The 13,694-nt window shown below is 49.9% G+C and carries 11 protein-coding genes; 5 read left to right on the top strand and 6 right to left on the bottom strand.

All coding sequences use genetic code 11. The features are described 5' to 3' along the window. Positions 1 to 16: 16 nt before the first annotated feature. Genes AB1757_04615 through AB1757_04595 form a run of 5 tightly spaced genes read right to left on the bottom strand, consistent with a single transcriptional unit; the run spans position 17 to position 7,128 of the window. On the bottom strand, positions 17 to 1,597 hold the full coding sequence (locus tag AB1757_04615; GenBank protein MEW6126325.1) for a right-handed parallel beta-helix repeat-containing protein: 1,581 nt from the start codon (positions 1,595 to 1,597) through the stop codon (positions 17 to 19). Positions 1,598 to 1,628: 31 nt separating this feature from the next. After that, positions 1,629 to 2,564, bottom strand: coding sequence for a polysaccharide deacetylase family protein (locus tag AB1757_04610; protein ID MEW6126324.1), 936 nt, complete (start codon positions 2,562 to 2,564; stop codon positions 1,629 to 1,631). A 26-nt stretch (positions 2,565 to 2,590) separates the two neighbouring features. Next, entirely contained in the window at positions 2,591 to 3,775 is a 1,185-nt protein-coding gene (locus AB1757_04605; GenBank protein ID MEW6126323.1) for a glycosyltransferase family 4 protein, read from the bottom strand. A gap of 59 nt (positions 3,776 to 3,834) precedes the next feature. Continuing rightward, positions 3,835 to 5,166, bottom strand: coding sequence for a glycosyltransferase family 4 protein (locus AB1757_04600; protein ID MEW6126322.1), 1,332 nt, complete (start codon positions 5,164 to 5,166; stop codon positions 3,835 to 3,837). Between the two features lie 18 nt (positions 5,167 to 5,184). Then, on the bottom strand, positions 5,185 to 7,128 hold the full coding sequence (locus AB1757_04595) for a glycosyltransferase family 39 protein (GenBank protein MEW6126321.1): 1,944 nt from the start codon (positions 7,126 to 7,128) through the stop codon (positions 5,185 to 5,187). Positions 7,129 to 7,299: 171 nt separating this feature from the next. Between AB1757_04595 and AB1757_04590 the strand changes: the two genes are divergently transcribed. The 5 genes from AB1757_04590 to AB1757_04570 are packed head-to-tail and all read left to right on the top strand — an operon-like array spanning position 7,300 to position 13,191. Further along, positions 7,300 to 8,451, top strand: a complete 1,152-nt coding sequence (locus AB1757_04590) for a glycosyltransferase family 2 protein (protein MEW6126320.1) — start codon at positions 7,300 to 7,302, stop codon at positions 8,449 to 8,451. A gap of 17 nt (positions 8,452 to 8,468) precedes the next feature. Then, a complete protein-coding gene (locus AB1757_04585; protein MEW6126319.1) occupies positions 8,469 to 9,827 on the top strand; it encodes an O-antigen ligase family protein in 1,359 nt (452 codons plus the stop codon). Between the two features lie 47 nt (positions 9,828 to 9,874). Then, the gene (gene rsmB / locus AB1757_04580) at positions 9,875 to 11,245 is read left to right on the top strand and encodes a 16S rRNA (cytosine(967)-C(5))-methyltransferase RsmB (GenBank protein ID MEW6126318.1); all 1,371 of its coding nucleotides are present in this window, start codon (positions 9,875 to 9,877) and stop codon (positions 11,243 to 11,245) included. A gap of 22 nt (positions 11,246 to 11,267) precedes the next feature. Then, the gene (locus AB1757_04575; protein MEW6126317.1) at positions 11,268 to 12,215 is read left to right on the top strand and encodes an MBL fold metallo-hydrolase; all 948 of its coding nucleotides are present in this window, start codon (positions 11,268 to 11,270) and stop codon (positions 12,213 to 12,215) included. 13 nt (positions 12,216 to 12,228) lie between these two features. Then, complete coding sequence (locus tag AB1757_04570; GenBank protein MEW6126316.1) at positions 12,229 to 13,191, top strand: threonine/serine dehydratase; 963 nt, start codon at positions 12,229 to 12,231, stop codon at positions 13,189 to 13,191. A gap of 18 nt (positions 13,192 to 13,209) precedes the next feature. On the opposite strand, the gene AB1757_04565 is transcribed toward AB1757_04570, so the two are convergent. Next, on the bottom strand, positions 13,210 to 13,449 hold the full coding sequence (locus AB1757_04565; protein ID MEW6126315.1) for a hypothetical protein: 240 nt from the start codon (positions 13,447 to 13,449) through the stop codon (positions 13,210 to 13,212). Positions 13,450 to 13,694 lie beyond the last annotated feature (245 nt).

The raw sequence follows: 13,694 nt of genomic DNA, 5'->3' as shown, positions 1-13,694 counted from the left end.
TTGCTGTTGGCTTCACCTAGATGCGGATATTTTTGGGAGCACGGTTTTTGGCGCGAAACCAGTAGATACATAAAACAATCAATATCCCGGACAGTACCGAAAAAACTATAACAAGGATTTGTTTTTTTCTTGAGACAAATGTTTCGTCCTTTTCTTCGATTTCGGCGTTGGTATCGGGAACGTCAGGGTTGCGTTCGGGCAAAGCGGTTGTCGCAGATTCGTGGTTGCCGCCCACTTCGTAAGCGCCGATGTCAAAAGCCGCACCTTGTGGTCTGGGGTTGCCTCTATAATCGGTTTTGATTTCCGGCAACTGTTCGCCGCTGTCAAATGCAGGGCTTCCGGCGCGCGGTTTGAACAGGCTTGCCGGGTCAAGCAGTGGGTCAGCAAAAAACGAGTGCGCATCAATTCGCAACTGGCGCTGCCAATCCGCAAAACTCCATTTATCGAATTTGCCTGCAAGTTCGACTTCGCGATGAAAATTGTTGGCTTGCCTGGGGCTGAACCAGATGTTCGTATCACACAGGAGCGGGTCGCCTAAATTTTTAATCAACACCAGCGGGCGTTCGCTCAAGACAACCACAATATTATTTTTGAAAGAAATTTTTTCAGCCATCACCGCGCGGCTGTTGGTCACAACATAAAAACCCGCCTGCATCTGTTTCGCTACATCGTAAAGCGTGTTGTTTTCAAAACGAATCTGGCTTCCCGAATAAGAACCGATGCCCGCTCCCCGCGTGTCACTGATGATATTATTTCGCGCAACGCAATTGAGGGCTTCATACTTTGCGCCGTCGCGCATCGCCGCTTCGTCGGTGTCCTGTCCAAGCAATATCCCTGCATGTCCCGCGCGTTCGAGGCGATTGCGCTCAACCAAACCTTCACGGGTTCCGCCTTTTAAATAAAGCCCGTTGGTCGCAGTGTCGTGTATGTAACAACCGCGAATGGTGATGCCGACAGAAGCAATGGCATCAATGCCTTCGGCGTTTGATGCGTCGCGTATGCCCGATGGGCCGATTTCACAATTTTCAATGAGCAATTTATCGGCGCGAAAGCTTTTGATGCAATCGCGTCCGGTGTTGCGTATGCGACAACCGCGAAGGGTGACGCCTTTGGTGGTTTGCGCGCGGTCAATGTCGATTTTAATGCCGTAATACGAACCGCCTTCGATGTCTATATCAAGGATGGAAATATTGTCGGCGACCAGAATGAGAATGTTGTTGGCGTTGCTATCGGTTTCTTCGGTGCCGCTTGTGAGGGTGGCGCGCTCTTTCGGATAAGAAGCGATGGTGATGCCGGGTTTATCAACCCACAAAAAATGATTGATCGAGTAACGTCCGGCTCTCAGGTAAATCGTATCGCCCGCTTCGCTCATTGCCAGCGCCTGCGCGGGCGATGCCACGGGACGTTGAAGTGTGCCGGAATTACTGTCTTTACCATTCGACGCAACATAAATCGTTTTTGCCTGCGCGCTGGCAGATAGATAAAAGAAAAATGCGATGAATGCCCAGAAAAGAAGTAAGAGTTTGCGCAGGTTCACAAAAGCCAGAGACCAAGTCTTCGGGAGGGGTGTATCGATTGTCTGGGTTGCGGGTAACATCTGATTTAATGCCAGTACAGCCAGGTAACGTTTAGATATTTCTATTTTTTAATTTCAACCGATAAAAGTCCGGGTCAAAACCTGCAACCCGGGCGCGCATCGCAAGGCGGCTCAGTTCACCGTTGCCAACATCCACGCGATGGATGTTGAATAGATTTGCGCCGCGCGTATTGCTTCCGCCATACGCCGACACGGCGGTGTAATAACCGGCTTGCCGGACGATTTCCAGCGCGTAATCGGAAATGTCATCGGGTTTCCCCCAGGGAAACGAGAAAGCGCGCGGTCGTTCATTGAGTTCGCAATTCAGCATTGCAAGTGAGCCGACAATTTCCCGTTCAATGCTCACTTTATCCGTTTTTCCCATATTCGTGTGATTGACGGTATGCGAACCGATTTCAAACCCCTCGCGTTCCATCTCACGTAAATCATCCCAAGTCAGTTTCGGGAACCGCAGCGGTTTTTCTGAAACTTCTTTTTCATCTCGCAAATCATGTAGAAAGTCGCGCTCGGTTCCCATATATCCAGTGGAAACGAAAAATGTTGCGGTAATTCCAGCTTTTTTCAACATCGGCGCCGCCAGCAGGTAATTGTCGCGATACCCATCATCGAAGGTTATGACCACAGCGCGACGACGAAACGCCTGTTTACTTTGCAAACGCTGGCACAGTTCGCGCAGGCTGATGCAGTCGTAATGTTGCTTTAAATAGTTGAGGTCTTCGCTGAATTGTTCCGGCGCGCGGGTCAACACATCGGCTTTACCGAGTCGATGATAATACAGCACCACGGCGCGTGAACGACCAAGTAACGCCAGACAATAATCGCGCAATTGCACATAGCCGCAATAGAGATAGATGAAAAAGAAAACTGCTTTAACCCAGGAACGCGCCCGTGCCGCAAATGATGGCGTTTCTCCAACAACTTCACCAGCAGTTTGCGGTTCTAAAATTTTTACTGAGCCTTCGTTCATTATTTTCGTATTAAAAACCCAGGCATTTACCAACGCGCAACCGAAACTTGATTCTCGATGCTGGTTGGCACAACCTCTCGATAAATTTCCAGCAATGACCGCAAACGGGCATCGGGCGAATGATGCTTGATGATGTGTTGTTGGGCATTTTCGGCAAGCTGCAAAGCCCATGCCCGCTCCGTCAACAGGGTTCGCATCGCCTGAGCCATCGCTTGCGTATCGCGCGCGTTTACCAGCCACGCCGTTTCATTATGCGTAGCGATTTCCGGTACGCCGCCGACCGCTGTCGCAATCGCAGGCACACGCGCCGCCATCGCTTCAAGTAAAACATTGGGCGAGCCTTCAGAATGTGAAGGCAAAACCAGCAAATCAGCCAGCGCGTAAAATGGCTTCACATCACTTATTTGCCCTGCAAATACCACACGCGCTTTGAGTCCCAGATTATTTGCCGTTTCTTCAAGTACAGGGCGTTCAGGACCATCACCGACAATCAACAATCTGGCTGATGTTTGCGCATCGAGTTCAAGCAACCGCGCAAAGGCGCGAATTAAATCAAGGTGTCCCTTTTCTTTCGATAATCGTCCGATGGCAATTACAACGGGTTGATTATCAGCGATGCCCAAACGGGTTTTTAAATTTTCTGTTTCCTGTTGATTGATATTCGTCAGATTTTCGACGTCAACCGCATTGTGCAAAATTCTAATGCTTGCAGATTTCGCGCCAATGGCTTCAAGGTGCTGCCCAAATGCCTGATTCATGGTGACGACGCGCGCCGCATTTCTAATCGAGATGCGATCCAGTTGATTGTAAAGCTGCATTTTGAAATCGGTCGCCGTGTAGCCGTGATGAAAGATCACCCAGGGAATATCGCGCCACAGTCCCGATGCGTTCACTAAAAAATGCGATTTGACGTTGTGCGTTTGAATGACCTCGGGCTGCAATTGGTTGACCAGCTTTTTCACATCACCAATGATGCGGGTGTCGAAACGAAACCGTTCTTCGATGATTTCGATGGGAATGGATTTCTCTTGAGCGCAGGCGATGAATTCATTCGATGAGTTTGCAGAACCGGCTCTTTGAAAGGTCGCAAGCGTGGTTTCAATGCGCGGCAAATTATCAAACGCATGACAGCGGGCGTTCTCGCAAAATGCCAGAAGATTTTTTGCAGGTCCGGTGATCGAACCCGCTTCGATGATTGCCAGTAACTTCATGAAATGTTTGGTTCCTTGAAAACCGCTTTCACCCGATAAAAGCCGTTCAACAATGATTTCTAAGATGTCAGCGTGACACCGGTGCTTTCAAAAGACCAGCGATTGGCTTGCGATAGCTTCGCATAAGCGTTCAATAAAACGCTACCGATTGCCGACCAGTCATAACCTTTATGCACGAGCGTCTGCGCGGCTTGGCTTAATTTATTCTGCAATTCCCGATTAATAAGAACCTGTGATATGTGCTGCGCTAAACTCGCTTGGCTATCGGCAAGTAAAATATTTTCGCCATCGCACACCGCTATGCCTTCGGCTCCAAGTCGCGTCGAAATGACCGGCACCCCCGCAGCCATTGATTCAAGAATTTTTAAACGCGAACCGCCGCCAACTCTTAAAGGCACAACCGAGGCAAAGGCTTCGGCGTAAAAAGGGCGCACGTCATCAACAGTGCCGGTGACTTCGATGCCGGGTAAATTCGCCAACTCCTGCACCACTTTTGCGGGATTGCGACCAACGATAGTGAAAATCATTTCAGGGTGTTTCTGGTAAACCTCCGACCAGATTTCATTCGCGAAATAGAGCGCCGCATCAATGTTGGCGTGATAATCCATCGAACCGACGAATAACAAACGTGGGCGTCCGTTGATTGCCGAACGATTTTTTAAAGAATTATCCGATAGGCTATTTAGCCAATGTTCATAGGCTTTTTGACAGGCTTGCGGGGAATAATGCCGCGCATCGACGCCATTATCGGCAACCGAAATTTGCGCCTTCGGGTTCATCTCAAGTAGTCGCAAACGGTCGCGTTGGCTGACCGTAAAATGGGCATCACAATCGCGCAACACGCGGCGTTCAACCGCTTCCAGACGCCGCGCTGTCATTCGCGCATACATTTTTCGGGCAGGATTCGTAGCGTGTTCGCTGTAACGTTGCATCAATTCCGATTCGACATTATGCCAGTCGCAAATGATTGAGGGTTTTGAGCGCGCCCGGCGAATCGTCGGCAGATAAGCGGACAGTTGCACGCTTTCAATCTGCACGATGTGAAAATCTTCTTCATCGAGTAATCGCGCAAGGGTTTCGTGCATATCGTCTGTGGTGTAGTTGAGAATCGGCAAAGGGGTTTTGCCAACCGCGCCGCGCAAAATTTTACCGGCAGAATAACCGCCGGCTCGCGGCACTGTCACTACACGTTGGACACCCCATTCCTTGGTTTCATCTGTATCAACAGCGGTCTCTGAATCCTGATTCGGGAAAGAGAGAAAAACCACGCGCGCCGATTGTGACAGTTCACGCGTGAGATGAAAATTGCGCAGGTGCGCGCCGGTATTGGTCGGGACGCAAAGACGCGGCGCGAAATATAAAATTCTAAGCTGCGGTTCCCACTTACGCATGGTTTGCATCCTACGCTTTCATGACTTTTTTGCCCAGACGCGAATCACATTACCTTTCGGCAAGCTGTAGCTTTCGAGCAACTGGTAATTAACCGTCAATTGGTGAATGGCGTCAACGATGTCGCGTTGCCCGCTTGGCGCGCCGCCGCGAAACAGCATTTCGTTATTGGCAATCTGTTCAGGCGTAAACTGAAAATCGACAATAACCGCCGGTGGATGTTGCAAAAGTTCGGCGGCATCCTGTCTGGCGACATAATCGGGATTGACGTCAAAAAAATGGACACTCGCAAACGTGCTTGGACGACGATGCGAGAGGCTATAAAAAATCGGCAGATGCGGATAGACAAAAACCGGCTCGGTTTCGCTTGCATGAGTTTGCATCAACTGAGTGATGCGTTCGACGCGCTCTCTGGTTAAAGGTGACATTTGAATACCACGCAACTCAGGAAGCGTTGAAGCAACTGTCGCCTGTTCGACACTCGGTTCGATCCAGTGCGCCCAGTTATAAGGGCGTTCAAGTTTTTGCGCGACGGTGAACATGATCAGCAACGCGCATCCGGCGAGCAGTCCAAAACGCGCAAAACCTGTCAAGCGGCGCTTGTCGAGATGGGTGAGCGCCAAAGCGATTAAAAAAGGCAACGCCGGAATAATCATCGACACATAAACCGACCACGAAAAAGAGAGGGTCAGAATAATCGCCGCGCCGCAAAACACAAACGCGCCGAGGGGTAAATCCTGTTTGTTGAATTTCCCGCGAAAAAATCGTTGAGCGATATAAATCAACATGGCGAGGATGCCGATTTGACTGATGTACATCGGCAATTGTTCAACCAGTTTGGCAAAATAGGATTGCAGAGAAAGCGTCGTCAATTTCGCAATCATTATTCCCGCGCCCAATGATAAAAACGCGCCGGTGGTGATAACCAACAGCTGACGGTTGGTTGTGGGATTGGTCGCTTTGCCTCTGCTGCGATAAATCAAATAAGCACACCCTATAATGATTGCCAGAGCCAAAAATGCCGTGCGCCGCATATAAGGTTCTTCAAGCGTCATGGCAATCGGGCGAATCAGCAATTGCGCGAGTGAGCCTTTACTGGTGGGACCTTTAAGAAAAATCTGTTCGATGAACGGCGAAAAGGCATGATTTGCGGCAAGCCAACTGAAAACCATCCCGACCGGCAAGATGAAAGCGGCGGCGAATGCCGCGAGCTTTTTCGCCAACAACCGCCAGCCGGATTTATAGTCCGCGAAAATCAAAAACCCGGGAATTGCTGCCGTGATGCCAAGCCCCGAGGTCTGCTTTCCTAAAAATGCGAGTCCAGCAAAAAACCCGGCAACCATCAACCAACGGGTTTGGCGATGAGATTTGCTATAAGCGGCGCTTAAACTGAAAGCCGCTAGTGTCGGAAAAAAAACCGCTTCGTGATGCAATGAACTGAGGGTCTCGGAATAATCCGCGAGATAAAAAACCGCTCCGGCGATAACTCCTATGCAGGCGTATTTGACCGGGAAAAAGCGCGCCAGCCAGATGAATAAAACCACGAATAAAATCAAGCGTTCAAGGAGTCCGAAAATTTGCGGAACGATTAAATAATTGCCGAATAGTTTGATTTCAAGCGCCAGTCGCAGAGGATGCAGCGGCGGAATGAAGAGATAAAAATCACGATAAGGAATTTCGCCATTCAACATTCTCTGCGCGTGAAAAAAATGCCAGCCGTCATTGGTAATGCCAAGATATTTATTCCACCACAACAGAACAAAAGCCGTGACAAAAATGGTGATGCAAAGGCTGCCAATGATTAATGTTTTTTTATCAGGCAAAGCATTGGGAAAAATTTCCGGCTGAGCATTGTGGGTTTCGACTTTATGAAACGCTTCATTGCTGATGACCTGGGTATCGCGGTCAGGTAAACCTTTCCTGATGTTGAAACTGGAATCAGTGGAAGAATTTGTTTTAATCATATGGCGCTAACCAAGAATCGAGATGCACACCTGAGATGGCTTCAATAACCAATAAATGGTCAATCGAATAATTTTTCCATTCGTTGATAAACAAATCAGGAATCAGAACACAGTTACGAATTTAACTTGTCAGAAGGCTTTGGCTCACGTTTAATTTGCGGTGATTCAAACATGGCAAAATTTCTTTTCTGGTTTTCCATAGCAGCACTCCTTTACACCTTTGTCGGCTATCCACTCGCGGTGTGGATGCTTGCGCGCTTTCGCGGAAGACACGTTAGCAAACAACCGTTTACGCCACATCTTACAGTCATCATCGCCTGTTTGAATGAAGAAAAAAACATCGCCGCAAGAATTCACAATCTATTGCAAAGCGATTATCCGAAAACCCATTTGGAAATCATTGTGGTTTCGGATGGCTCAACCGACCGCACCGTTGAATGCGCAGAATCGTTCACCAGTCAAAGCGTGCGCCTGTTGCATTACCCGGAACGCAGGGGCAAACCGAGCGCCTTGAATCTCGGCGTACAACATGCCAGCGGCGACATCCTGGTGTTTGCCGATGCGCGACAAAGCTTTGAACCACAGGCGCTCAAAGAACTGGCTGCGAATTTTGCCGATGCCACCGTCGGCGCGGTTTCCGGTTCCTATGTAATAAGTAAACCCGGCGGTTCAACGGTGGTCGAAGGTGTCGGCTTTTATTGGCAATACGAAGCGTGGATTCGTCAAAACGAAGGCAGGTTCAATTCCATCATTGGCGCAACCGGGGCGATTTATGCGATTCGTAAAAAATTGTGGAAAGCCTTGCCGCCGGAAACTATCCTTGATGATGTCTATACGCCGATGCAAATCGCTTTAAGCGGCAGCCGCGTCATTTATGAACCCGCAGCCGCCGCGCACGACCGTGCTCCTCAATCTGCAAGGCGCGAGTTTTCCCGCAAAGCACGGACGCTGACAGGCAATTATCAACTCTGCCAGTTGATGCCAAGATTGTTATTTCCCAACAATCTGTTGTTATGGCAATTCTGGTCGCATAAATTGCTGCGCCTTGCCGCGCCCATCCTGATGATGATTTTGCTGATTGCCAATATCAGCATTTGCCTGCAAAACGCGGGTGATTTGGCGGCGCTTTTTTATAAAACTGCGCTGGCTTTCCAATCGGGGTTTTATCTGAGTGTGTTGTTTGGTTGGCTTCTGGCTAAACGTAAAATCAGGGTAAAAATTTTTAATGTCGTCTATGTTTTTTCAGTGATGAACGCCGCGGCGATTGTCGGCTTATTCTACTTTATTTTCGGCAAACGCAATGTCTGGGTGCGCGGTGAATAATCACAGAAAGTTACAAAATGAGCAGCACATACGAATCATTTGAATTCACCGACAACACCGAACTCGAAGCGAGTAAAAGTGAAACGCGGTCTGAAGCGGCGGCGAAAACCAAACCGTCGGTGTTTGTGCTGGGCGTATCGGTATTGACGCTGTTTTTCGTGACGCAGTTGATGCAGCTTTTTCCCAAATTGAATGGTTTGCCGCTGGTTAAAATCATCGTCGCTCTGGTTGCCATCATTTTTGTTACCACCCCGCATCTGATTGCCAATCGCTGGCGTTTAGGTGACATCCCCCAATTTAAATATCTGCTTGGCATTCTGCTTCTTGGCGTTTTAACCCTGCCGTTCTCTTACTGGCGCGGCGGCAGCGTTAATTTTCTGATGGAAACCTTTGTCAAAAATGTGGTGTTCGCTTACCTGTTGGTGCAGGGCGCAAAAGACAATCGCTCATCGCGAATGATTGCCGGGGCGTTGGTTTTGGGTTGTTCGCTGATCGTGCTGGCGATTATGACCGGCTTTGGTCCCGAAGTTTCGATTTATGAAGCCGAACAACGAATGATGGTGGGCGGCACTTATGATGTAAACGATCTGGCGCTCTTGTTTGTCGTCACCCTGCCTTTCGCTTTTTTCCTGATGAAAGAAGCAAGTTTCAAATCTCGCCTCCTGCTCTTTTGCGCTATCGGCTTGATGCTTTTAGGAATGGTGAAGACGGCTTCGCGCGGCGGCTTTTTAGGTTTGGTGGTCATCAGCCTGTTCATTTTCGTTCGCTCATCAAGTGAAGCGCGAAAATATGTGTTAATCGGGCTGCTCGTTTGCGCGACGCTTTTCGTGGTGGCTGCGCCGGCTTCGTTCTGGAATCGTATCAATACGATTTTTGCGTTGGAGCAGGACTACAATATGCAGGATGGGCATGGGCGAAAAAGCGTCTGGCAAAACGGCATAAAAATGCTCATCACTCATCCGCTGACCGGCGTAGGCATCGGCTCGTTTAACGAAGCGCATCGGGTTTTATCCGACGGTCACATTTATATCTCGCCGCACAACTCGTTCATTCAAGTCATGGCGGAACTCGGTGTCGGCGGCATCCTCTGTTTTCTGGCAATCATCATCACGGCAATTTTGGGTGCGCGCAGGGCGCGACGCCTGGCGCGTGACGCAACCGAAGCCCAGGAATTGTGGTGGCTGGCTTCGGCAATCGAAGTCAGTATTGTCGGCTTCATGGTTTCCGGGGCGCTGTTATCGCACGCCTATTCGCCGATATTCTGTTTTCTGGCTGCCATCTCCGCTTCGCTGACGGCTCGTTATAAAATTTTCGCGAACCCCACTACCGCAGATGAAGAAAGTGAATACGCCTGGAATTCACAATCCGTCGAGTAATCTTTGCAGGCGCGTGAACCGGCGCTGCGCTATAATCGACGTGCTTGATGAAATCTGCAAAACGAAAATCCCCGTCAGGTAAACACCCCGAAATCACTCACGCGCGGCGCGTGGCTTTTGAAATTCTCAATCGTGTCGCTTCCGAAAACGCTTACGCATCGGTGTTGCTGGCATCCCTCAACCAACTTTCGCGTGAAGATCAGGCGCTAACCCAGGAACTGGTGCTCGGCGTGTTGCGCCAACAAAAAACCCTCGATTATTTCATCAAAAAATATGCCGGACGAAAAATTGCAAAGTTGGATTTAGCGGTATTGCTGGCGCTTCGCCTGGGGCTTTATCAACTGCGTTTCCTGACCCGCATTCCGCCATCGGCGGCGGTCAATGAATCAGTGAAACTCGTAAAATTTGCCCGCAAATCAAGCGCCGCGCCGTTTGTGAATGCAACGCTTCGCAACGCTGCGAGGCATCTCGAAGACCAACCGGGCGAAGGCATAAACGACGCGCTCGAAAAATTGGCGATAGCCGTTTCGCACCCGCGCTGGATGCTCGAACGCTGGATAAAAACCTTTGGCGAAACTGAAGCCACAGAACTTGCGCGAGCCAATAATCAAACGCCTTTGCTCGCTTTTCGCGTCAATACCCTGAAAGCACAGGTTGATGAAGTGCTGGACGAATTGACCAAAGCCGGTGTGCAAATCGCGCCTTCTAAAATTGCTCGTCAGGCTTTCGTAGTCGAACAGGGTTCAATAGCGAGCCTCACACGCGCCCTTGAAGCCGGGCGGATTTATATTCAAGACGAAGCCTCGCAACTCATCGCGCGATTACTCGATGTCAAACCCGCACAGCGCATTCTCGATATGTGCGCCGCGCCGGGTTCTAAAACCTCGCTGCTTGCCGCGCTCACCGATAATCAAGCGGAAATCCTTGCCGCCGATTTATATTCCCATCGTTTGAAAACCTTGATGACCACCTGCAACCGGTTGGGGGTGACTTCGGTTGACGCCGTCGCTTGCGATGCCACCCTAGGATTGCCCTTCGTTGAAAGCGCAAAATCATTTGACCGGGTTTTACTTGACGCGCCGTGTTCGGGAACCGGAACGCTCAGGCGCAATCCTGAAATCAAATGGCGACTGGTGGTGAATGACCTCAAGCGGCTCGCAACTTTGCAAGCGATATTACTCGACCGCGCCGCAAGTGTCGTCGCAGCAGGCGGCAAACTGGTCTATTCGACCTGTTCAATCGAACGCCAAGAGAACGAAGCGGTTGTACAGAATTTTCTGCAAATGAATTCAGGGTTTCGATTGCTTGCGCCGAACGCGCCGGATGTTTGCATCACCCGCGAAGGATTTGTTAGAACCTTTCCGCATCTTCACGCCACCGATGGTTTTTTTGCCGCCGTGATGGAGCGTATCAATTAATCATCCTGGCATTGTTTTGGAGGTGATTTCCTTGAAATACAAAATGTCTTGCCTGTCGTTGATTTTTATTTTTGTCGTTGCTACATCAACCCATACGACCAAACCCGCAAGCGATAATTCGCAAACGAACAAGCAGCCAATTACGCAAATCGTGATGCTTGGAACCGGCACACCCAATGCCGACCCCGAACGTTCGGGACCAAGCGTGGCGATTGTCGTCAATGACACGCCTTACATTGTTGATTGCGGACCCGGCGTGGTGCGTCGCGCCGCCGCCGCTTATCAAAAAGGCGTGACCGGATTGAAAGTCGATAAACTCAAAACCGCGTTCGTGACCCACTTGCATTCTGACCATACGTTGGGTTTTGCCGATTTAATCTTCACGCCGTGGACACTGGAACGTCAGGAGCCATTAAAAGTTTTCGGGCCACGCGGCATCAAAACCATGTCTCATCATTTGTTGCAGGCTTATCGAGAAGATATTGAAATCCGCACCAAAGGGTTGGAACCCTCAAACAAAACCGGCTATCGGGTGATTGCCGAAGACCTCAAACCCGGCATGATTTATCAGGATAAAAATGTCCGCGTGAAAGCCTTTCGCGTGCCGCATGGCTCGTGGCGCGAGGCGTTCGGCTTTCGGTTTGAAACGCCCGACAAAACCATTGTTATCTCAGGTGATGCAACGCCCGCAAAAAGTGTGATTGACAATTGCGATGGTTGCGATGTGTTGATTCACGAGGTCTATTCAACCGCAGGGTTTGCGCGCCGTCCTCCCGAATGGCAAAAATATCATGCGAATTTTCATACCTCTTCACGCCAACTCGCTGATCTCGCCACGCAAACCAAACCCGGTTTGTTGATTTTGTATCATCAACTGTTCTGGGGAACCAGCGAAGCAGATTTGGTAAAAGAGGTGCAGCAATTTTATTCGGGCAAAGTGGTCTCAGCCCGCGATTTGGATATTTACTGAAATTCAAATTTTTATGAACTCAGTTACTCTCGAACAAGTGAAGCAGGCGCGCGCGCGCATCGCCGAATGGGTGCGGCGCACGCCGACCGAGTATTCGCGATGGCTTACGAAAGAACTCAGCCGCGAAATATTTTTAAAGCTGGAATGCTTTCAGCAGACCGGCTCTTTCAAATTGCGCGGCGCGATGGCGAAACTCACGGCGCTCAGCGATGAAGAAAAAGCGCGCGGCGTGTTGACGGTTTCAGCGGGCAATCACGGATTGGCGGTCGCGCGCGGCGCTGAGGTTTTGAAAATCGATGCAACTATCGTGGTGCCAAAGTCCGCATCGCGCGCCAAAGTCGAAGCCATTCGTCGCTTCCCCGTCACCCTCATCGAACGTGGCGCAAATTATGACGAAGCCGAGCGCGCCGCGCGTGAAATGGAACGCGAAAGCGGCAAAACTTTTGTCTCGCCTTATAATGACCTCGAAGTGATTGCCGGACAGGGAACCATCGCGCTTGAAATTTTGGAAGACGCGCCGCACCTTGACGCGATGGTCATTCCGGTTGGCGGCGGCGGACTCATTGCCGGCATCGCGCTTGCCGCAAAAGCCTTGAATCCGCAAATCAAAATTTATGGCGCGGAACCCGCTACAACGCCGACGATGATGGAAGCTTTGAAAGCCGGGCAGATTATTGAAGTCATCGAAGACGACACCATTGCCGATGGGCTTGCGGGAAACATCGAACCCGGTTCGATTACGTTTCCGATTGTGCAGCGCTTCGTCGATGACATGATTACTGTCAGTGAAGCGGAAATTGGTGAGGCGCTTTACCGATTTGCGCGCGAAGAGCATGTGATGATTGAAGGGTCTGCGGCGGTGAGTCTGGCGGCGTTGCATTCGCCGAAACTCACAGGTCAATCGCTAGCGGCGATTATTTCGGGACGCAATATCAGCCTGGATGTTTTTATGCGAGCGATTGCGTCAAAGCTTTAAAGAAGCGGCTTTGATTCATTACGCGACGTTTCGGAACTTGCGCCTGGTGCCGGTGAAAAAGACATAAATCGGGTCTTCGACTTCTCGCAGTTTTACCGCCGTCCACACAAAACTTTCATCTCTGTCATGGGTGATGACTTCGCCTGCGGCGGCAAAGCCATCGGCATCGGTTTCGGCAATCGCCAGGGCTACCCATTCATTGACATACCGGTTTTTGATTTCTTTGATTGAGAGTACGGGATTTTCTTTTCCAAACATTTTGCATCTACCTCACAACTTCTGAGGGCTTTCAGCACAAATTCAAAAGGTTGAATCGGTGCGCCTAAGGGCAAACCTGCTTGATTGATTGCGGGGCTTTGGTGAATTCAGTGAATTGATGAAGGGGACAACATCTGTGGTTATTCTAAATCACGCATCGCGGATTTTGTATACTTTTAATCAATGAAAGGCGATGGGTTGAATTGGTCTATCAAGTTAGGTGAATGACCAAACTCGATAGACCA

This window comes from Acidobacteriota bacterium (assembly GCA_040754075.1).
In the GTDB taxonomy this organism is placed as follows: domain Bacteria; phylum Acidobacteriota; class Blastocatellia; order UBA7656; family UBA7656; genus JBFMDH01.
Note: the sequence above shows the minus strand (reverse complement) of the source record. Positions and strands in the feature narration are given on the sequence as shown.

Bases quoted from the DNA above. Each gene is read 5' to 3' on its own strand.
- AB1757_04565 (MEW6126315.1), bottom strand. From the start codon at position 13,449: ATGTTTGGAAAAGAAAATCCCGTACTCTCAATCAAAGAAATCAAAAAC.
- AB1757_04600 (MEW6126322.1), bottom strand. From the start codon at position 5,166: ATGCGTAAGTGGGAACCGCAGCTTAGAATTTTATATTTCGCGCCGCGT.
- AB1757_04570 (MEW6126316.1), top strand. From the start codon at position 12,229: ATGAACTCAGTTACTCTCGAACAAGTGAAGCAGGCGCGCGCGCGCATC.
- AB1757_04610 (MEW6126324.1), bottom strand. From the start codon at position 2,564: ATGAACGAAGGCTCAGTAAAAATTTTAGAACCGCAAACTGCTGGTGAA.
- rsmB (MEW6126318.1), top strand. From the start codon at position 9,875: ATGAAATCTGCAAAACGAAAATCCCCGTCAGGTAAACACCCCGAAATC.
- AB1757_04590 (MEW6126320.1), top strand. From the start codon at position 7,300: ATGGCAAAATTTCTTTTCTGGTTTTCCATAGCAGCACTCCTTTACACC.
- AB1757_04585 (MEW6126319.1), top strand. From the start codon at position 8,469: ATGAGCAGCACATACGAATCATTTGAATTCACCGACAACACCGAACTC.
- AB1757_04615 (MEW6126325.1), bottom strand. From the start codon at position 1,597: ATGTTACCCGCAACCCAGACAATCGATACACCCCTCCCGAAGACTTGG.
- AB1757_04595 (MEW6126321.1), bottom strand. From the start codon at position 7,128: ATGATTAAAACAAATTCTTCCACTGATTCCAGTTTCAACATCAGGAAA.
- AB1757_04605 (MEW6126323.1), bottom strand. From the start codon at position 3,775: ATGAAGTTACTGGCAATCATCGAAGCGGGTTCGATCACCGGACCTGCA.